The following is a 19,354-nucleotide window of genomic DNA, read 5'->3' on the forward strand; positions in this document are numbered from 1 at the left end:
ACTCTCGTGCAGTTCCGCCAGCAGGCCCTTACCAAGGCGCAGTCGGCAGAGGACATCGATCTGCCGGTGCGCTACGCCCGCCCGCAAGGGTGGCTCGCCCTGGCGGTCACCCTCGTCGTCATGGCCGCGGCCGCCGTCTGGTCCGTGACCGGCACCGTGTCCAGCACGCTGGCCGCCCCCGGCATCCTCAGCCACGGACAGGGCAGTTACATCCTCCAGAGCCCCGTCGCCGGACAGGTCACCGCCGTACTCGCCAAGGAAGGCAGCCCCCTGCGCGCGGGCGCCCCGCTGCTGAAGATCCGCACCCCGCGCGGCAGCAGCGTCGTCCGCACCCTCGCCGCGGGCCGGCTCACCACCTTGGCCGTCTCGATCGGCTCCGTCCTCACCACCGGCGCCGACGTCGCCTCCGTCGAACGCGTCCGCCACTCCGGCGACCCGCTGACCGCCACCCTCTACGTACCGGCCGGACGGGCCGCGTCGGTACCGGTCGGCGCACCGGTCGACCTCGGTGTGCAGTCGGTGCCCAGCCAGACCTACGGAACTCTGCGCGGCCATGTCCGGGCGGTCGGCCGGACCGCCCAGTCGCGCCAGCAGATCGGCTCCCAGCTCGGCAGCGACCAACTCGGCGAGGAGTTCTCCCGGCACGGCCCGCCGGTGGCGGTGCTGGTCCGGCTGGACCGCTCCGCCACCACCCGCTCCGGCTACCGCTGGTCCTCCCCGAAGGGCCCGCCGTTCACCCCCGACTCCATGACCCTGGCCACCGGCACGGTCCGTCTGGCCGACCGGCACCCGATCGAATGGCTGCTCCCGTGACCACCACCCACGACGGCGGACCGCCCCGCCCGGCACCCGCCGGAAGCAGCGGACGCCGCCGCCCCGAGCCCACCCGGGGACGGCGGCGGGCCCCGCGGCGCGCGGCCGGGCCCCAGCGGCCGCGGCGCCGCACCGTGCGCACCCCCACCGTGCTCCAGATGGAGGCGCTGGAGTGCGGCGCCGCCTCCCTCGCGATGGTGCTCGCACACTACGGACGCCATGTGCCGCTGGAGGAGCTGCGGATCGCCTGCGGAGTCTCCCGGGACGGCTCCCGAGCGAGCAATCTGCTGCGCGCCGCGCGCAGTTACGGGCTGAGCGCCAAGGGCATGCAGATGGAGCCGGAGAGCCTGGCCGAGCTCCGGGCACCGGCCATCCTCTTCTGGGAGTTCAACCACTACGTCGTCTACGACGGCATGGGGCGCCGGTTCGGCAAGCGCGGGGTGTACATCAACGACCCGGACAAGGGGCGCCGGTTCGTCCCCGCAGAGGAGTTCGACACCAGCTTCACCGGAGTGGTCCTGGTCTTCGAACCCGAGGCGTCCTTCCGCCGCGGCGGACGCCGCCCCGGGGTGCTGGGCGCCCTGCCCGCCCGGATGCGCGGGACCACCGGCACCCTGCTGGCCTCCCTGCTCGCCAGTCTGCTGCTGGTGGCGGTGGGCGCCGCGGTCCCCGCGCTCAGCCGCACCTTCATCGACACCTTCCTGATCGGCGGGGAAACCTCCACCCTCGGGCCGCTGTTCGCCTCGATGGCCGTGGCGGTGCTGCTGACCGCCGTGCTCACCGGAGTGCAGCAGGCCAATCTGCTGCGCGGCCGGATCATCTCCTCCACCCTCAGCAGCGCCCGTTTCCTGCGCCATCTGCTGCGGCTGCCCGTCACGTTCTTCGCCCAGCGCAGCCCGGCCGACCTCGTCCAGCGGCTGCGGTCCAACGACACCGTGGCGGAAACCCTCGCCCGCGACCTGGCCGCCGCCGCGGTCGACGGGGTCGTGGTGGTGCTCTACGCACTGCTGCTGTGGACCTACGACCCCCAACTCACCCTGGTCGGTGTGGGCCTCGCGCTGCTCAACGTGGTCGCCATGCGGATCGTGGTGCGGCTGCGCGCCACCCGCACCCAGAAGCTGCGGGCCGACACCGCACGGCTGACCACCACCTCGTACACCGGGCTCCAGCTCATCGAGACGATGAAGGCCACCGGCGGCGAGAACGGATACTTCCGCCGCTGGGCGGGCCAGCACGCCATCACCCTCGAGGAACAGCAGCGCCTTGGGGTGCCGAGCGCGGCCCTGGCCGTGGTGGCGCCCACCCTCGCCACCCTCAACAGCGCGCTCATCCTGTGGATCGGCGGACTGCGCGCCGTCGAGGGCCATGTGTCGGTCGGACTTCTGGTGGCCTTCCAGGCGCTGGTGGCCCGGTTCACCGCGCCCATCACCCGGCTCAATGGTGTGGCCGGGCGCATCCAGGACTTCTCCGCCGACGTGGCGCGGCTGAAGGACGTGGAGAACTTCCCGCTGGACACCCTCTACACCCGCGACCAGCCGGAGCCCGACACCCGTCGGCTCACCGGCCATGTGACGCTGGAGAACGTCACCTTCGGCTACAACCCGCTGGACGAACCGCTGCTGCGCGGCATCTCGCTCTCCGTCGGCCCCGGCCGCCAAGTGGCGCTGGTCGGTGGCTCCGGCAGTGGCAAGTCCACCGTGTCGCGGCTCGTCTCCGGCCTCTACAGCCCGTGGGAGGGGGCCATCCGCATCGACGGACAGCGCCTGGAGGACATCCCCCGCGGCGCGCTCGCCGCCTCGGTGTCCTTCGTCGACCAGGACGTGTTCCTCTTCGAGGGAACCGTGCGGGACAACGTGGCGCTGTGGGACCCCTCGATCCCGGACGAGGCGGTGGTGGCCGCGCTGAAGGACGCCGCCCTCTACGACGACGTCATCGCCCGCCGCCCCGAAGGCATCCACGGCCGCGTGGAGCAGGACGGCCGCAACTTCTCCGGCGGCCAGCGGCAGCGGCTGGAGATCGCCCGCGCCCTGGTCCGCCGCCCCAGTGTGCTGGTGCTGGACGAGGTCACCAGCGCCCTGGACGCGCGGACCGAACGCACCGTCATGGACAACCTGCGCCGCCGCGGCTGTGCGTGCGTGGTGATCGCACACCGGCTCAGCACCGTGCGGGACAGCGACGAGATCCTCGTCCTGAACCAGGGCACGGTCGTGGAACGCGGCCGCCACGAGGACCTCGCCGCGGCCGGGGGACCGTACGCCCAGCTGATGAAGGAGCACTGAGATGGCCTCCGTTCACCCGTCCGCCGACGTGGCCGCCGACGTGGCCGCGGACGGCGGCGACGCGGTGATCCAGGCGCTGGGCGCCCTCGGCACCCCCGTCGACCGCACCGGGCTGCGCAGCCTTCCGCTGGCAGGTCCGCAGGTGCTCTGGCTCGTCACTGGCGGCGCCCTGGACCTCTTCGCGGTCGACGCCGCCGAGGAGGGACACTGGCACTTCCTCGGTCGGCTGGAGCCGGGCGCCGCACTACCCGGCCCCGTCGAGGGACCGCGCCACACCCTGGTCGGCAGGCCCTCGCAGGACTGCGCGATGCGCCGGATCCCGCTGCGCGAGCTGTACCGGCCCGAGCAGTTCGACACCTACGCCACCGGCTGGGACGGTGAACCGTACGGCGACGTCCCGCCCACCCCGCTGGAACACGCGGTGGCGCTCGGGGTCAGCCGCAGTCTGGGCGTGCTGTTCCAGGCCCCGCTGGACGGCGGCGGACCGGCGGCCGAGGGCGAGGCGGCCGACGAGGATCTGCTCTGGCTCCCGGTGCCCCCCGGAAGTGTCCGCTACGGCGCCGAGTACAGCGCCCAAGCCGCCGGGGACCTGCTGATCGACGGTGCGCTGTGGCAGCGGATGGTCAATCAGCAGTACCGGTTGGGCACTGCCGTGGACCGTTGGATCGAGGCGCTGGAACGCACCCACGCCGATCGCACGGCGGCCGGGATCCGGGCCGGTGAGGCCGTCCGCTCCCGCGCCGACCAAGCGCTGATCGCTTCCATCGGCGGCCCGCGGCAGGCGTCGCGGGCGGCGGAGGACACCACCGACGACACCGTTCACGCGGTGTGCCGCACGGTGGCCGAGGCCGCCGGAATCACCCTGGCCGATCCGCCGCGGGGCGCCGCCGCGGACGACCGCGTCAGCCCGGTGGAGCGGATCGCCGTCGCCTCCCGGATCCGCACCCGCGCCGTCCGGCTGGAGGGCGAGTGGTGGCGTGAGGACGCCGGACCGCTGGTGGGCTACCGCGCCCTGTCCGGCGCCCCGGTGGCGCTGCTGTGGCGGCGTGGCCGCTACGAGGCGGTCAATCCCGCCTCCGGGCTGCGGCTGCGGATCGGCGGGGGCAACGCCGACGAGTTCGAACCACGCGCCGTGATGTTCTACCGGCCCCTGCCCGACCGCCCGATGACGGCGTGGCGGCTGCTGCGGTTCAGCGCCCGCGGGGTGGCGCCCGATCTGCGCAACCTCGTGGTCGGTGGGCTGGTGACGGTGGCTCTGGGTGCCCTGGTGCCGGTGGCGACCGGTCAGGTGCTCGGTGGTTTCGTCCCCCGGGCCGAGAAGAGCCCCATCGTCCAGATCTCCCTGGCCCTGATGGTGGCGAGCGTGGTCTCGGCGGCCTTCATGCTGCTCCAGAACCTGACCCTGCTGCGTCTTGAGGGGCGGCTGGAGAGCACGCTCCAGCCCGCGGTCTGGGACCGGTTGCTGCGGCTGCCGACCCGCTTCTTCGCCGAACGCTCCACCGGCGAACTGGCCAGTGCGGCGATGGGCGTCAGCACCATGCGCCGGGTGCTGTCCGGTGTCGCGCCGGTGGTCCTCCAGGCCGGCACCGTCGGCGCGATGAACCTCGCGCTCCTGCTGTACTTCAGCGCGAAGCTGGCGCTCGCCGTGATGGCCATGCTGGTGGTCATCTCCGGGGTGTTCCTCGGGATGGGACTGTGGCAGGTGCGCTGGCAGCGGCGGCTGGTGGAGAGCGAGAACAAGCTCAACAACCAGGCGTTCCAGACCCTGCGCGGACTGCCCAAACTGCGTGTCGCCGCGGCCGAGAACTTCGCCTACGCGGCCTGGGCCCGTGGCTTCGCCCACTCCCGCGAACTCCATCAGCGCACTGGCCGGATCAAGAACCTCACACAGGTGCTCGACGCGGTCTACCTCCCGCTGTGCTCGCTCATCGTGTTCATGCTGCTGGCCGGTCCGGCGCGGGGGAGCATGTCGGCGGGGGCGTTCCTGACGTTCAACACCTCCGTCACCATGCTGCTCACCTCGGTCACCCAGCTCACCAACGCCCTGGTCTCGGTGGTGGCGGTACTGCCGATGTTCGAGCAGGTCAAACCGATCCTGGACGAGTCGCCCGAGGTCCGTGGCGGCAGCGCCCAGCCCGGGGCGCTCACCGGCGATCTGCGCGCCCGCAACCTCACCTTCCGCTACGCCGACGACGCACCGCTGGTCCTCGATGATGTCTCGCTGGAGATCTGGCCGGGGGAGTTCGTGGCCGTCGTCGGGCCCAGCGGTTGTGGCAAGTCCACGCTGCTGCGGCTGCTCATCGGCTTCGAACGGCCGGTGTCCGGCAGTGTGCTCTACGACGGCCAGGACCTCGCCGCCCTCGACCAGGCCGCCGTACGCCGCCAGTGCGGGGTGGTTCTCCAGAACGCCCAGCCCCTCAACGGCACCGTGCTCGACTGCATCCGCGGCGCCGAGCCGTACACCCCCGAGGAGGCCATGGCCGCCGCCGAACTGGCGGGTCTGGCCGAGGACATCCGCCGGATGCCCATGGGGCTGCACACGATGATCTCCGGCAGCGGTGCCATCTCCGGCGGTCAGCGGCAGCGGCTGATGATCGCCCAGGCCCTGATCCGCCGTCCGCGCATCCTCTTCTTCGACGAGGCCACCAGCGCCCTGGACAACGAGACCCAGCGGGTGGTCATCGACAGCACCCGCCGCCTCAACGCCAGCCGCCTGGTCATCGCACACCGGCTGTCGACCGTCATGGACGCCGACCGGGTGCTGGTGATGGAGGACGGGCGGATCGTCGAACAGGGCGCACCCGTCGAGCTGATGGCCAACCCGGGCGGAAAGCTCTACGAGTTGGTGCGGCGGCAGATGCGCTGAGCGCGCCGTCAGCGGATGCGCTGAGGATTCCGTCACCGGATGCTGCCGTGCTCCGGAGCACACAGCTGCCGCAGCGCCTCCTGCGACACCCGGTCGTCCGGCACCTGGGCCACGACCTGGTGGCCGGGCTCGCCGACCACGGCCAGGGTCACCGGCCGCAGCCGCAGCTCACCGGCGACCGGGTGGTGAAGGCGGCGCAGCGGGGGCGGCGAAGCGGCCGCCTCCGGCCGCCCGTACCACTGGGCCGCGTACGGATCGGCCATCAACTCGTCCACCAGCGCCACGATCCGGGGGTCCCCCGGATGCTCCGCGGCCCGGTCGTGGAACGCGGCCAGCAGCGCGCGGGCCTCCCACTCCCAGTCGGCCAGCAGAAGGCGGGACGGAGGCCAGCGGAAGAGCAGCCAGAGCAGATTGCGCTGCTCGGGCAGAAGCCACGCGGGGTCGGTGAACAGCGCCGTGTAGGCGTCGTTCCACGCCAGCAGGTCCCAGCGCCGGTCCACCACGGCGGCTGGATGCGGCGCCATCGCCCTCACCAGGGTCAACAGTTCGCGCGACGCCCAGCCGGGCGCGGGGCCGGGCGTCACGCACTCGTCCACGTAACGACAGTACGAACGTGATCCACGAGCCGTTCAGCGTCGTCCGCGAGTTGTCCGGAGCGGCACGCGGCGGGACGCGGATGTGCACACCGTCCGCGCCGCCGTCCCGCCGCCCCTTCGGCCCCCGGGCCGCCGCGCTCGTGGCCGGGCTGCTGCTCGGCGCCGGGGGAGTGGGCGCGCCCTGGGCTCTCACCGGCGAGGACACCGACACCCCCGGATCCGGCCCGGCGGGCGACGCACACGCCGCCTGCGCGGCCTTCGACGGATTCGACGAGACGAAGTGGGGAACCGAGGGCAAGGAAGGCGACATCGCCATCAACCGTTTCTCCGCCGCGGGCATCCTCGCCAACGCGGCCGCCGCGGGCGACAAGCGCTACAAGCCCCTCGCCGAGGCCATCAACCGCACACAGAACCGCTACGCCCAGGAGCTGGGGTTCACCGCGAAGGTGAAGAAGGACCTGGGCCAGGCGCGTGACCTCTGCGAGGACCTGTAGTCCGGAGCCTTACGGCTTCCGGCCGACGCCGCCGAACATCGCCACCTCGTCGGGCTCGTCGCCGGAGGTGTCCTCCAGCCGCCACCGCGAGCACGAGACCACGCCCGGCTCCAGCAGCTCCGTACCGTCGAAGAACCGGGCGACCCCGTCCGGGGTGCGCTGGACCAGCTTCGGGATGCCGTTCTCGTTCCAGAACGCGACCGCCTCGTCCACATCCGGCATCGACGGGCTGGAGATGGTGTGGGACAGCACGAGGTGGCTGCCGGAGGGCAGGGCGTCCACCAGCCGGCGGACGATGCCGTACGGGTCCTCGTCATCACCGATGAAGATCACCACACCGAGCAGCATCAGCGCGATGGGCCGGGTGAAGTCCAGGGTCTTCCGGGCGCGTTCGAGGATGGTGCCGACATCCCGCAGATCCGCGTCGAGATAGTCGGTGACCCCCTCGGGAGCGCTGGTCAGCAGGGTGCGCGCATGGGCCAGCACCAGGGGGTCGTTGTCGACGTAGACCACCCGGGACTCGGGTGCGATGCGCTGCGCGACCTCATGGGTGTTGTCGGCGGTGGGTAACCCCGTCCCGATGTCCAGGAACTGACGGATCCCCCGCTCGGCGGTCAGATACCGCACCGCACGGCCCAGGAACCCCCGGTCGGCCTGGGCGTAGTCGCCGATTCCGGGGTGCAGTCGGCGGATCTGGTCGCCCGCCTGCTGGTCGACGACGTAGTTGTCCTTACCGCCGAGCCAGTAGTTCCAGATCCTGGCGGTATGCGGTTTTGTCGTGTCGATCCGGTCGGCGACCTGTGCGGCGGAGTCGTAGGTTGCCTCGTAGTCGGTCACACCCGAGCCTTCCATCAAATAGCGTCGCTGATACAGCCGTTGCGCCCCCGCATACCGCCCAATCTAGACGACCCTCCGCAATCAGCGCACCGGGAGTGTCTGTTCGCACCAGATGACCTTGCCGGTCGCGGTGGGCCGGGTGCCCCAGCGCTGGGTGAGCTGTGCGACGAGCAGCAGGCCCCGGCCGCCCTCATCGAGGACCTGGGCCCGGCGCGCGTGCGGGGCGGTGCGGCTGGCGTCGGACACCTCGCAGACCAGCGCGCGGTCGTGGATGAGCCGCAGCCGGATGGGGGCGGCGCCGTACCGGATCGCGTTCTTGACCAGTTCGCTGACGACCAGTTCGGTGACCACGGCCGTCTCCTCCAGGCCCCGTTCCGTCAGCCAGCGCACCGCGTCCGCCCGCACCTCGCCCACCGCGGCGGGGTCCGCGGGCACGTCCCAGACCTCGACCCGGTCCGCCTCCAGCCGTCGGAGCCGGGCCAGCAGCAGTGCCGCGTCGTCGCCGTGACGGCCGGGCAGCATCGTCCCGACGACCCGGTCGCACAGCGCCTCCAGCCCCTGGGCGGGCAGCGTCAGAGCGTGGCACAGGGTGTCCAGCCCGGCGTCCATACCGCGGCTGCGGGAGTCCACCAGCCCGTTGGTGTAGAACGCGAGCAGACTGCCCTCCGGCAACTCCACCTCCAGCGCCTCGAAGGGCAGCCCGCCCAGCTCCAGCGGAGGCCCCGCCGGCAGGTCGAGATAGGCCGCGGGGCTGTCCGGCCGGACCACCGCGGGGGCCGGATGTCCGGCGCGGGCGAGACTGCACCGGCCCGACACCGGGTCGTACACGGCGTACAGGCAGGTGGCGCCGAACTCACCCGGCGTAGCCTCGCCCGACTCCAGCTCCGGGGCGTCGTCCCGCCGCGCCACCAGGTCGTCCAGCTGGGTCAGCAACTCCTCGGGTGCCAGGTCGACTTCGGCGAGGGTGCGCAGGGCGGTGCGCAACCGGTCCATCGTCGCGGAGGCATGGAGCCCCAGCGTGGTCCGGGAGCCGGACATACTCAAGCACGGCGCCGCCCTCCTGGCGGGTCGGCCGCCTCACGCCCCCGCGGGCGCGGCACCGCCGTCCGTCGCCGCCCGCCACCAGTGATCAGCCTGGAGAGACAAAGCCGGACTCGTACGCCGTAATGACCGCCTGTGTGCGATCCCGTGCCCCGAGTTTCGCCAGGACGGCACTCACGTGGGATTTGACGGTCTCGGTACCCACCACCAGATGCGTGGCGATCTCCGCGTTCAACAGGCCGCGTGCCATCAGACGCAGCACTTCCCCCTCCCGCTCGGTCAGCGCGGCGCACGCCGGCGCCGCCCGGCCCGCGGCGCCGCCGTGGTCCTCACCGTACGAGGCGGCCAACTTCCGTACCGCGGCCGGAAACAGCAGTGAGTCGCCTTCCGCCACCAGCCGCACGGCGTGCACGATCTCGGCCGGACGGGCCCGCTTGAGCAGGAACCCATCGGCGCCCGCGCGCAGTGCCCCGTACACATACTCGTCGTTCTCGAAGGTCGTCACCACGACGATCTTCGGTGGGTCCGGCACCGTCCGTATTACGGCCCGGGTGGCCTCGATGCCGTCCATGAGCGGCATCCGTACATCCATGGCCACGACATCGGGGCGCAGTTGCCGTACGAGGGGGATCACGGCGGCTCCGTCGGCCGCCTCGCCCACCACCTCGATGTCCGGCTGGGCCTCCAGCACGGCGCGCAGGCCCGCCCGTACCATCGGCTCGTCGTCGACCAGGAGAACGGTGAGCGGCATCGGACCAGCTTAGATCACCGCAGCGGCAGGTCGACTTGGATCAGCCACTGCCCGCCGTCCCGCCCCGCCCGGGCCTCGCCTCCCAGCAGCGCGGCACGCTCACGGATGCCACGCAGGCCGCTGCCACCGCCCATGGCGGTCACCGTGGCCGCGAGGGACAGTGGATTGCGCACCTCGAGCCGCAGCCGCGCCTCCTCCACGGCGATGCGTACCCGGACCGGGACGGGACCCGCATGCCGCAGCACGTTGGTCAGCGCCTCCTGGAGCATCCGGTACCCCTCGCGGGACACCGGACCCGGAACATCCTCCAACGGGCCGGTCACCTCGGCGTCGATCCGCGCCCCCGAGGACCGGGCGGAGTCCAGCAGCCGGTCCGCCTCGCCGAGCCCCGGTCGGGTGGCGGCCGGTCGCCCCGGTTCACGCAGCACCATCAGGACCCGGTCCAGGTCCTCCAGCGCTGCCCGCCCCGTCTCCTCGATGGTCTCCAACGCCTGATCGGTGAAGTCCGGGTCGGCGGCCGCCCGGGCGGCTCCCGCCTGCACCACAGCCAGCGTCAGAGCGTGACCGAGGGAGTCGTGCAACTCCCGGGCGATGCGGTCGCGTTCCAGCAACCGCTCGGAGCGCTCCTCCAACTCGGCCAGCCGCTCCTTGGCCGAAGGCCCGAGCAGTCGCCGAGCCGCCGCCACCATGAGGTCGCTCGCCCCAGCGGTGACCGCGATCATCACCACCACGCACCGGTGCCAGCAGGGCGTACGCCCCGCCCGCACCGGACATCCGCACCAGCGGCTCGATCACGCCGAGATTGCCGACGGGTACCCCGGCGAACACCAGCGCCAGTGCCGCCAGCTGCCCCGACACCAGCACGACGGCCAGCCCCACTTCCAGACGGAGCACCAGCCAGACACCGGTTCTGGCCCGATCGCTCCACGAAGCGGACGGAACGGCGGAGACACCCGGATCCTCGTCACTCCGCACACGTGCCTGCGGACCGGGAAACAGCATCAGCCGCGCCTGCAACCCCTCGGCACGGCGCACCTCGGGCACCATGGCCGCGGCCAGGACCAGGGGGACCGGCAGCACCGCGATCAGCCCCCAGTCGGCCGGAGAGGGGCGGGTCAGGCTCGGATAGATCGCGCCGCAGACGAACGGCACGATCGACCCCATCAGCAGGTGTAGCCAGCGGGTGTACGTGACCGCACGGGCCAGCGGCGACAGAAGACCTGGCATCCCGTCATCCTGTCAGGACGGGCGCGACCAGTGTCTCCCCCGCGCGGGGGAGACGGTCTCCTCCGACGGGGGATGTCCGCCCCCGCCGCTCCAGCCAGGCTGAAGCCATGACCAGCATCCAGGTCACAGACCTCACCAAGGAATACCGGACGACCCGGGCCGTCGACCGTCTGACCTGCCGCATCGAACCGGGCCGGGTCACCGGGTTCCTGGGGCCCAACGGTGTCGGCAAATCCACCACCATGCGCCTCGTTCTCGGCCTCGACCACCCCACCTCCGGTACCGCCACGATCGGCGGCCGCCCCTACCCGACGCTGCGCGAACCCCTGCGCACCGTGGGCGCCCTGCTGGACCCGCAGGCGGCCCACGGTTCCCGCACCGCCCGTGACCATCTGCGCTGCCTCGCCGTCAGCAATCGCATTCCGGGCCGCCGTGTGGACGAGGTTCTTCAGGACACCGGTCTCGTCACCGTGGCACACCGCCGCATCAAGACCTTCTCGCTCGGCATGCGCCAGCGGCTCGGTATCGCCGCGGCACTTCTCGGGGACCCGTCCGTTCTCCTGCTGGACGAGCCCGCCAACGGCCTCGACCCGGAAGGGATCGTCTGGATCCGCCAGTTGCTGCGCCGACTCGCCCGCGAGGGTCGCACCGTCCTGGTCTCCAGCCACCTGATGAACGAGACCGCGACCTTCGCCGACCACCTCGTCGTCCTTGCCGGGGGCCGACTCCTCGCCGATGTCGCCATGGGTGAATTCATCGCACAGCACAGCCAGGCGCGGGTACGCGTCCGCACGGGCGACCCCGACCGGCTGCGGACCACCCTGCTGGTCCACGGATATGCCGTGACGGGAGGTGATGACGGCCGTTGTGTGGTCGAAGGGGCAAGCGCCGAGCAGATCGGAGCCGTCGCCGCCCGCGAGGGCATTCCCGTTCTTGAACTCGCCGATGAACGTGCCTCCCTGGAGCAGGCGTATCTCGCTCTCACCGCGGACAAGGCGGAGTTCGCGGCCGCCGTCCCAGCATCCCCGAACCCCTCGCAGGAGGTCTGACCATGTCCGTCACCGCGGTGCTGCACTCAGAGTGGATCAAGGTGAGGTCCGTCCGGGCGAGCCTCGGATCGCTGCTCGCGGTCTTCGCCACCATGCTGACCATCACCCTCCTGGTCTTCGCCACCGTCGACCGAGCGGAGGTGTACAACCACGGGGACCCCGTCTTCGGAGCCTTCTACGCGATCAACTTCGCGCAGATCGCCGCCATCGCCTTCGGGGCCACCGCCGTCTCGTCCGAGTACGCGGGCGGTGCCCTGCGGATCTCGCTGTCGGCCGTGCCGCGACGGGGTCTGTTCTACGCGGCCAAGACGGCGGTCGTGGCCGTCACCGCTCTCTGCGTGGGGCTCACGACCGCCTTCGCCACCTTCTTCGCGGGCCAGGCGCTCCTGGGCGGGGAAGCCATCGGCCTCGGCGAACCGGGAGGGTTGCGGGCCTGCGTGGGCGCCGGGATCTATCTCGCCCTGATGGCCTTGTTCGCCGCGGGACTCACTTTCCTGCTGCGCAGCGCCACCGCGGTGCTGAGCCTGCTCATCCCGTTCATCCTGATCATGTCTTTCATGATCGGGGACATCGCGGGGGCAGCCGCCGACTATCTGCCGGATCATGCCGGACAGCAAGTACTGCACCAGGACCCGGAGGGAGCCGTCGGCCCCTGGACGGGTCTCGCGGTGACGGCACTGTGGACGGCGGCTGCGCTCCTGGCCGGCTGGGGAGCGGTACGCCGACGCGACGTCTGAAGCTCAGCGCAGCTTCGCGGTGAAGCTGCGCCCGTAGGCGTGGCGGGTGGTGACGTCGATCCGGGTGCCGCCGGGCACGCGGGTGACCCGGACCCCCTCGTCCGCCGTGATCGCCCGCATCCTCCGTCCCCTGACCAGCACCGAGACCGTGTCCCGCGCGGTGGTCGGGTCCGCCACGGCGAGTGACACCGTGCGGTCGTGCGGTGCGTCGCCGTGTGCCGTGCGCAGGATCACCGAGCCCGGTCCGTCGATCGACAGCGGCCCAGTGCGGTGGGTGCCCCGGGTGAAGGTGTTGAGGGCGACAAGACCCAGGCCCTGGTGGCGGACGGCCTGCGCGCGGGTGGTGTTGACCAGGACCGACAGCGGCCCGTCCGGGTAGGACCGCAGCCGTTGCGCCGAGGCGTGCGGCACGAGGGCGTAGGCCATCGAGCGATGCGGTACACCGGCCCGCTGCTCCACCGAGACCGAGAAGACCCGAGTGGTCACCGGGGTGTCGGGGTTGGACAGACGTACCGCGCGGCGGCTGCGGGTGACGGTGTCGAGGGCGACGGTGGGCCGTGGTGTGTCGAGGAAGACATAGCCGACGGAGGCGGAGCGGGTGGTGTTGGCGTAGCGCAGCCAGGCCAGCGGGGCCGTGCCGGTGCCGGACCACGGGGTGCCGTCACGGAGCTGCCCGGTCACGGTGAGGCTGTCGGCGGGAGGGGCGATCCGGCTGTCGACGGTCGTGGTCACCGCGCGCCCGGCGGAGTCACCCACCCCGGCGGCGAGAACAACGATCTCGTCGTCGAACATGAACCACGACTTGGTGGCGTCGGCGTTGCGGTACACCACGAAGTCGTCCGGCAGTTCGCCGTCCCGCTTCGCCGCGTAGGCCACATCGGCCGACTGCACCAGCCCGGCCGCACCGTACGCGCCGAGGGTGGCGCCACCGGAGAACGCATGGGTGCCGCGCGGGAAGTACACATAGGTGTTCTGCGCCTCGGACGAGGAGGTGAAGCCACGCTCGGGGTTGTCGTACCACAGCGTTCCGTACAGCTCGGGGACGGTACGCCGGGTCTGCACGGGGGCGGTGACACCGGCCAGGCGGTAGGGCGGGACCGTGGTGAAGTAGTCGACGCCGAACGACCGGGTCTGGTCCTGACCGGAGAGATAGAGATAGTGGGCGCCATCGCCCTGGAACCACGGCATCAGGTTCTCGCCGCTCATGTACTCGTACTTGCTGACCCTGGCCGAGCTCCGGGCCAGGGCGAAGGCGTACCCGGGGCGCCGGTGGACCGTCTTGTCCATGGCGTTGAACGCGATGTGGTGTGCGGCCGGAGTGAGGTCCTTCGCCGGGGCCGACGGATCGGCGAGGATATCCGCGTAGCGGGCGATGCTCATCGGGGAGACGAACGCCGACGGGTCGAGGGCGGCCTTGGAGGTCTTGCGGACGAACGCCACATAGCCCTTGAGCGCCGTGGCGTCCGCACCGGTGGCATGGCCGGAGAGGTCGACGACGGCCTCGACGACCTGGGTGACATCGGTGTAGCCGGTGGTGGTCCGGGACACCCCGCGCCCCTTGACGATCTCCATCATCCAGCCCTCGAAGATCAGCGGGGCGAAGCCGTCCACGACCCACCGGTGCGCGGTGCGCACGAGATCCTCACCGCTCACATATCCGGTGCCGTCGAGCATCTTGACGGTCTGCACCACCCGGGTGAGCAGCCCCTTGCCGTAGGAGCCGGTGTAGGCCACGGACGCGTGCTGGAGGAAGGAACCGTCCGCGTAGAAGCCGTCGGTGACACCGTGCCGCAGATGGTAGGGATCGATGGTGGCCAGCACGGTCAGCTGGTCGGCGACGGCCTTGCTCACCCGGGCGTCGTCCTTCAGTACCGCGCCCTGGAGCATCCGGTTGGTGGTGATGTCCGCGAGGTTGGCGCCGGTGTGGAAGCGGGAGTCGAGATCGACGTCCCCGTCCTTGCCGTTGCGTAGATAGGCGTCCATCGAGGCGATGTAGGTGGCGGTGAGGTCCGGCCGGTGGGACGCGAGCTCGTCCCGGAGCAGCGCCAGTGTCCTGCTGACGTGGGAGGAGATACCGATCTCCCAGGTGAACCAGTTGCCGTAGTAACCCTTCGACTGGTCGCCGTAGTAGTGCTCATGAAGCCACATCAGACCGTCGATGACCCGTCGCTGGACGGTCGTGTCGCCGCGGAGCCCGGACGGCGGACCGCCGGGCACGCGGGTGGCGAGGGCGATCTCGTACAGGTACTGGTACGAGGTCATCAGATGGGGGTCACTGGTGCCCAGCGGCAGCCCCTCGAAGAGTTCACCGTCCCCGGCGCCGTCCATCGCGGTGAGCCGGGAGCGGGCGGTGGTGGCGATGGCCGTGAGCCTGGCGGCGACTTCGGGCCGGGCGTTGGAGTCGGGGGTACCGGCGAGGACGGCGATCGTGTTGTCGATCAGTCTGGCGTGGGCGGCGGACGCGTTGCGGGCTGAGGCGGCCGGACGCCCCGCCGCCCGTGCGCGCGGTGGCTGGGCGAGTGCCACCAGGGACACGGCGGGGGCCAGGGACAGCAGATCACGACGTGAGAGAGACACGGGATACGCTCCAACGCTCGCGAGGATTCGGATGGAAAGCGCTTGTGGCATTGAACCAACCCCGGCGCCCACTGTCAGTAGCGGACGCCGACGGCCGGTCCTGGGCGAACGGCTCCTTGGGGGATCAGCACCGCCACTGCTCCGAAGTGCGCAACTCCTGATCAGTTTCTGATGGCGGGCCCTGGACCGGCGGGAGGACGGGTTAGCGTCTGTCGCTATGCAATGGGCTGGTGTCATCGGCGGTGCGACCCGGGCCGTCACCGGAGGGCGACCGGACCGGCCCCGGACGCGGGCCGCGCTCCGGACGCTGAGACGGCACCGCCGTCCGCTGTTCGCGCTCGCCGTGGTGGCGCTGCTGGTCCAGATGGCGGTGGCGATGGTCACCACGGCGGTGGAGCAGACCCCGACCATCGACGAGCCGGTGTACGTGGGCGCCGGGGTGGTCAACGTGCGGGAGCACAGCCTGCGGTACAACCCCGAACATCCACCCCTGGGCAAGCTGGTCATCGGGGCCGGGACGCTGTTCACCGATGTCCGGCCGGACCCCGGTTTCTCCGGTGACCAGACGGCGCTGGGGCGGCATCTGCTGTACGAGTCGGGCAACGACCCCTGGCGGCTGATGCTCTGCGCCCGGCTGCCGGTGATCGTGCTGACGCTGTTGTTCGGTCTTGTGGTGCTGGCGTTCACCCGCGATCTCACGGGCCGCGCGGGCGCGTTGACCGCGCTCGCCCTGTACACGTTCTCACCCGATGTCATCGCCCACGGCTCACTGGCCACTCTCGACGTCCCCATGGCCGGATTTCTGCTGACGTCGGTGTGGCTGCTGTGGCGGGCCAGGCGGCGCCCGCGCCGCCATCTCCCCCTCGCCGGGGCGGCGCTCGGCGCCGCGGTGGCCACCAAGATGAGCGCGCTGGCCGCGGTGCCCGTTCTGCTGCCGCTGGCGGTGCTGTCGGTCTGGTGTGCCCGCCGGGCGCGGAACCCCGAACCTCTCGATGTCCGTGGGGTGGCGCGGCTGCTGGTGCGCGGTCTCATGGCGGCGGCGGGGGTGGCGCTCGTAGCGCTGGCCGTGGTGTGGGCGAGCTACCTCGCCGTCGATCCTCGGCTGCGCTGGACCACTCCGCCGCAGGTGCCGGACCTCCGGGGCCTGCGTGAACTCGCCATCGAGTGGCTGCCGTTCCCCGAGCCCTATCGGGACGGTATGCGCATCCAGTTCGGCTTTGAGTACCAGCGCTACCACGGCTTTCTCTTCGGCCGCCACTATGTCGGCTCGCTCTGGTACTACCTGCCCGTGGCGCTGCTGGTGAAGACACCGCTGGGCATGCTGGCCCTGTGGGCGGCCGGGGCCGTGACACTGGTGGCGGTCCGCCGTTTCCGCCCCGCGGCGCCGTACGTCCTCGTGCCGTCGGCCGTGCTGCTGCTCGCGGCCATGGACGGGGCCCGTGACTTCGGGGTCCGCTACGTGGTCTTCCTGCCGATGTTCCTGGCGGTCGGGGCCAGCTGTGTGACGGCCGTGCGATGGCGCTGGAGTCACGCCGTGGCGGCGGCGCTCGTGGTGTGGGTCGCGGTCAGCTCACTGCGGACGTACCCCTGCTATCTGCCGTACGCCAACGAGGCGTTCGGCGGACCGGCGCGCACCCACCGCTATCTCCATGACTCCAATGTCGACTGGGGCCAGGACCTGGGACGGCTCGCCGACCGGCTCCGCACCCGCTATCCGCGGGAAAGGGTCTGGCTGGTCTACAAGGGCGCCGGGGTGCCGTCCGCGTACGGCATCGAGGCGTCCGACCCGCGCAGGGTGGACCCGGACCGGGTCCACGGTCTGCTCGCGGTGTCGGACTCCTCGGCCGCCCTGGCCCGGGGACGGCTGGCCGACCTCCTCGACAGCAGCACACCGGTCGACGAGGTCGGCCACTCCATCACCCTTTACCGCCGGTGACCGGGCGGGGTGTGCGCATTCTCAGGACGTCTCAGGACGTCTCAGGACGTCTCGGGACGTTCTCAGGACCCGCCTGCCACCGTGGCCGGACACAGCCGCCGTGGCGCGTTGTCGCCGCGGAGCTTGGCGTCCACACATCCACCGGGCAGGCCCTTGTGCGGTGCGCTGCCGAAGTTGGCGGTGACGGTGAGGGTCCCGCCCCCGAAGACGGTCCGCTGGACGGTGCGATCGGCGGTCAGCGCACGGAAGTCGGTCAGCGGCTCGGTACCAGCCGCCTTGTGCAGGGGCGCGAAGTACTTCTGGAGGGCCGCGAGTTCACCGCCGTTCTTCTCCAGCGAGTCACCGGTGAGCACGAAGTTGAGCGGGGTGTTGTAGAGCATGGCGAGCAGCGCGCGGTCGGTCTTCTGCCGCGGCAGCTTGGAGTACGACAGCTCCCAGCGCTCGGTGTTCACCAGGGAGTCATGCAGCGCGGTCTCGTACAGCGGTACCCGGTAGACCGGGTCGTACATCGCCTTCGCCACATCGGTCGGCAGCTCCGCGGGCTTGAAGAAGATGCCCGGGGCGTCGGCGGGCGCGTAGCCGCCCCATGTCTCCCTGTCCCGCTGCGCCGTCCACAGACCGCCCGCCACCGGGGTGCCCGAGCCGTGGTCGAAGGCCAGCTCCTTGTTGGCCCAGGCCCCCGCGGACTCCGAGCCCAGCACCAGGCCATGGTCGGACAGCCGCTTCATCCGGGCCAGCCGGTTGGCACGGTCCTTCGCCTTGGTCATGGGGTGGGCGGTGCTGTGGTCGCGGAACAGCTCACCGGCCGCGTCCACGTCGAGGAAGTAGCTGTCGGCGCCCGCCTTGGTCATCTCGCGGGTGCGGTCGGCGAGGTAGTGGTGGCGCGGCTCGGCCTTCTCGAACGCCTCGGAGCTGAGGTAGCAGCCGCGGTCGTGGAAACCGGGGACGGGCTTGCCGTCGGCGTTCCGGACACAGAAGTCCGGGTACACCCCGCCCGGCCAGGTGGACGTCGGCGCGTCGGAAGTGGCCGGGTCCTGGCCGTTGGCGAACGAGTCGTACGGGCCGACGAGATAACCCGCCTTCTTCGCGGCCGCGGTGGCGGCGGCGTCCATGGGCCGGTCGTCGGCGTCGTAGCCGAGCCACATACGGTCCACGCCGAGGCCGCGCAGCTTGCCCATGAAGTCGGCCTTGCGGGCGTCGCCCCACAGATAGGCGTGGAAGGCGCCGAGTAGTTTCCTGGTGGCCGGTGTCTCCCGGATCTTCTCCCGCAGGCTCCTCAGCTGCCCGTGCTCACCGAGCCAGGAGCGGTAGTCGCGGGCAGCGGCCACGGGCGAGCCGTCGGTGAGCGAGAAGGCCACGGTGTACCGCGTGGTGCCGTCGGCGCGCGAGAAGCGGTGGGTGGCGGCGGTGCGCAGCTTGCCCCCGTCGGAGGTGACCCGCAGCGCGGTTCCGATGTCGCTGGGTACGAGATAGCTCACCCCCTGCCGGTCGCCGAGCGTATAGCCCCACAGCGGCATCGACAGATCCGACTCCATGGCGATGTCGGTGCCGACCAGATCGGCCCGGGAGGAGTTCCAGAATCGGTCAGCCACCGGCAGTGACAGCCCTTCACCACGCGGCAGTTGTACGGCCGAGGCGCGCCGGTCGGTGCCGGTCACCGGCCACGACAGTTGCCGGGCGGGCTGGTCGGCGGCCTTGCCGGTGGCCGTGACCGACAGCACCAGACGGCCGTTGTCACCGGCGCGGGCGGTGACGTCCAGACCGGTGTCCGGATAGCTCCAGCGGGCGGTGCCCGGCGAGGTGGTCACGGAGCCAGGCTTCCCCGGAGCGGTCGCGGCGGGCGCGGACAGCTCCACGGTGCCCTGGCCGGTACGGGCCGTGACCCGCAGCGAGGTGGTGTCCACGGTGGCGGTGCCGCCTCGCACCGGGACTTCCACACGATGGCCACCGACCACGACCGGGCGTGGCGCGTCCTGCTTCCCGGAGTGGGTGGTGGAGGCGAGGGTGGTCGTGGCGAGGGCGAGACAGGACACCGCGCCCGCCAGCGCCACTGCGACGGTCACCCGCGACCGGGTGAAGTGCGTGCGTTTCATGGGACGTTGATAACGAGCCGATATAAGAGGGCTTCTAAGAACGGCTCCGGCGGACCGC

The 19,354-nt window shown here is 71.4% G+C and carries 13 protein-coding genes and 1 pseudogene; 7 read left to right on the forward strand and 7 right to left on the reverse strand.

Features of this window, described 5'->3' with window-relative positions; all coding sequences use genetic code 11:
* Positions 1–6: 6 nt before the first annotated feature.
* From AC4BEG_RS33055 to AC4BEG_RS33065, 3 genes are read left to right on the forward strand one after another with little or no spacing between them, the layout of a single operon-like run.
* Positions 7–813, forward strand: a complete 807-nt coding sequence (locus tag AC4BEG_RS33055; protein ID WP_490703337.1) for a hypothetical protein — start codon at positions 7–9, stop codon at positions 811–813.
* Positions 798–3,092: an NHLP family bacteriocin export ABC transporter peptidase/permease/ATPase subunit gene (locus AC4BEG_RS33060; protein WP_490703338.1), complete on the forward strand. Its 2,295-nt coding sequence runs from the start codon at positions 798–800 to the stop codon at positions 3,090–3,092. Before AC4BEG_RS33055 ends, AC4BEG_RS33060 begins: the two co-directional genes overlap by 16 nt.
* Before the next feature lies 1 nt (position 3,093).
* Entirely contained in the window at positions 3,094–5,958 is a 2,865-nt protein-coding gene (locus tag AC4BEG_RS33065) for an NHLP bacteriocin export ABC transporter permease/ATPase subunit (RefSeq protein WP_490703339.1), read from the forward strand.
* A gap of 32 nt (positions 5,959–5,990) precedes the next feature.
* On the opposite strand, the gene AC4BEG_RS33070 is transcribed toward AC4BEG_RS33065, so the two are convergent.
* Complete coding sequence (locus tag AC4BEG_RS33070; protein WP_490703340.1) at positions 5,991–6,554, reverse strand: MmyB family transcriptional regulator; 564 nt, start codon at positions 6,552–6,554, stop codon at positions 5,991–5,993.
* 17 nt (positions 6,555–6,571) lie between these two features.
* Here AC4BEG_RS33070 and AC4BEG_RS33075 point away from each other — a divergent pair, with 17 nt between their 5' ends.
* The gene (locus tag AC4BEG_RS33075) at positions 6,572–7,048 is read left to right on the forward strand and encodes a hypothetical protein (protein WP_490703341.1); all 477 of its coding nucleotides are present in this window, start codon (positions 6,572–6,574) and stop codon (positions 7,046–7,048) included.
* 9 nt (positions 7,049–7,057) lie between these two features.
* Here AC4BEG_RS33075 and AC4BEG_RS33080 read toward each other — a convergent pair whose 3' ends face one another.
* From AC4BEG_RS33080 to AC4BEG_RS33095, 4 genes and pseudogenes are all read right to left on the reverse strand, one after another.
* Positions 7,058–7,885, reverse strand: coding sequence for an SAM-dependent methyltransferase (locus tag AC4BEG_RS33080; RefSeq protein WP_490703342.1), 828 nt, complete (start codon positions 7,883–7,885; stop codon positions 7,058–7,060).
* 81 nt (positions 7,886–7,966) lie between these two features.
* Positions 7,967–8,923 carry a SpoIIE family protein phosphatase gene (locus AC4BEG_RS33085; RefSeq protein WP_490703343.1) on the reverse strand — a complete coding sequence of 319 codons (957 nt, stop codon included), beginning with the start codon at positions 8,921–8,923 and terminating at the stop codon, positions 7,967–7,969.
* A gap of 91 nt (positions 8,924–9,014) precedes the next feature.
* Positions 9,015–9,677, reverse strand: a complete 663-nt coding sequence (locus tag AC4BEG_RS33090) for a response regulator transcription factor (protein WP_490703344.1) — start codon at positions 9,675–9,677, stop codon at positions 9,015–9,017.
* Between the two features lie 14 nt (positions 9,678–9,691).
* Positions 9,692–10,904 (reverse strand): annotated as a pseudogene (locus AC4BEG_RS33095) (sensor histidine kinase).
* A 107-nt stretch (positions 10,905–11,011) separates the two neighbouring features.
* Between AC4BEG_RS33095 and AC4BEG_RS33100 the strand changes: the two are divergent.
* Both AC4BEG_RS33100 and AC4BEG_RS33105 read left to right on the forward strand, forming a co-directional pair.
* Positions 11,012–11,953, forward strand: a complete 942-nt coding sequence (locus AC4BEG_RS33100) for an ATP-binding cassette domain-containing protein (RefSeq protein ID WP_490703345.1) — start codon at positions 11,012–11,014, stop codon at positions 11,951–11,953.
* A gap of 2 nt (positions 11,954–11,955) precedes the next feature.
* Complete coding sequence (locus tag AC4BEG_RS33105; protein WP_490703346.1) at positions 11,956–12,690, forward strand: ABC transporter permease; 735 nt, start codon at positions 11,956–11,958, stop codon at positions 12,688–12,690.
* Between the two features lie 3 nt (positions 12,691–12,693).
* Here AC4BEG_RS33105 and AC4BEG_RS33110 read toward each other — a convergent pair whose 3' ends face one another.
* Positions 12,694–15,267 (reverse strand): polysaccharide lyase family 8 super-sandwich domain-containing protein, encoded by a 2,574-nt coding sequence (locus AC4BEG_RS33110; RefSeq protein WP_490703347.1) that lies wholly within the window; start codon positions 15,265–15,267, stop codon positions 12,694–12,696.
* 217 nt (positions 15,268–15,484) lie between these two features.
* Here AC4BEG_RS33110 and AC4BEG_RS33115 point away from each other — a divergent pair, with 217 nt between their 5' ends.
* Positions 15,485–17,203 carry a glycosyltransferase family 39 protein gene (locus AC4BEG_RS33115; RefSeq protein ID WP_490703348.1) on the forward strand — a complete coding sequence of 573 codons (1,719 nt, stop codon included), beginning with the start codon at positions 15,485–15,487 and terminating at the stop codon, positions 17,201–17,203.
* Positions 17,204–17,265: 62 nt separating this feature from the next.
* Here the strand turns inward: AC4BEG_RS33115 and AC4BEG_RS33120 are convergent, their stop codons facing one another.
* On the reverse strand, positions 17,266–19,296 hold the full coding sequence (locus AC4BEG_RS33120; RefSeq protein ID WP_490703349.1) for a glycoside hydrolase: 2,031 nt from the start codon (positions 19,294–19,296) through the stop codon (positions 17,266–17,268).
* Positions 19,297–19,354: the final 58 nt, after the last annotated feature.

The organism is Streptomyces sp. JLBJ103 (assembly GCF_058215575.1).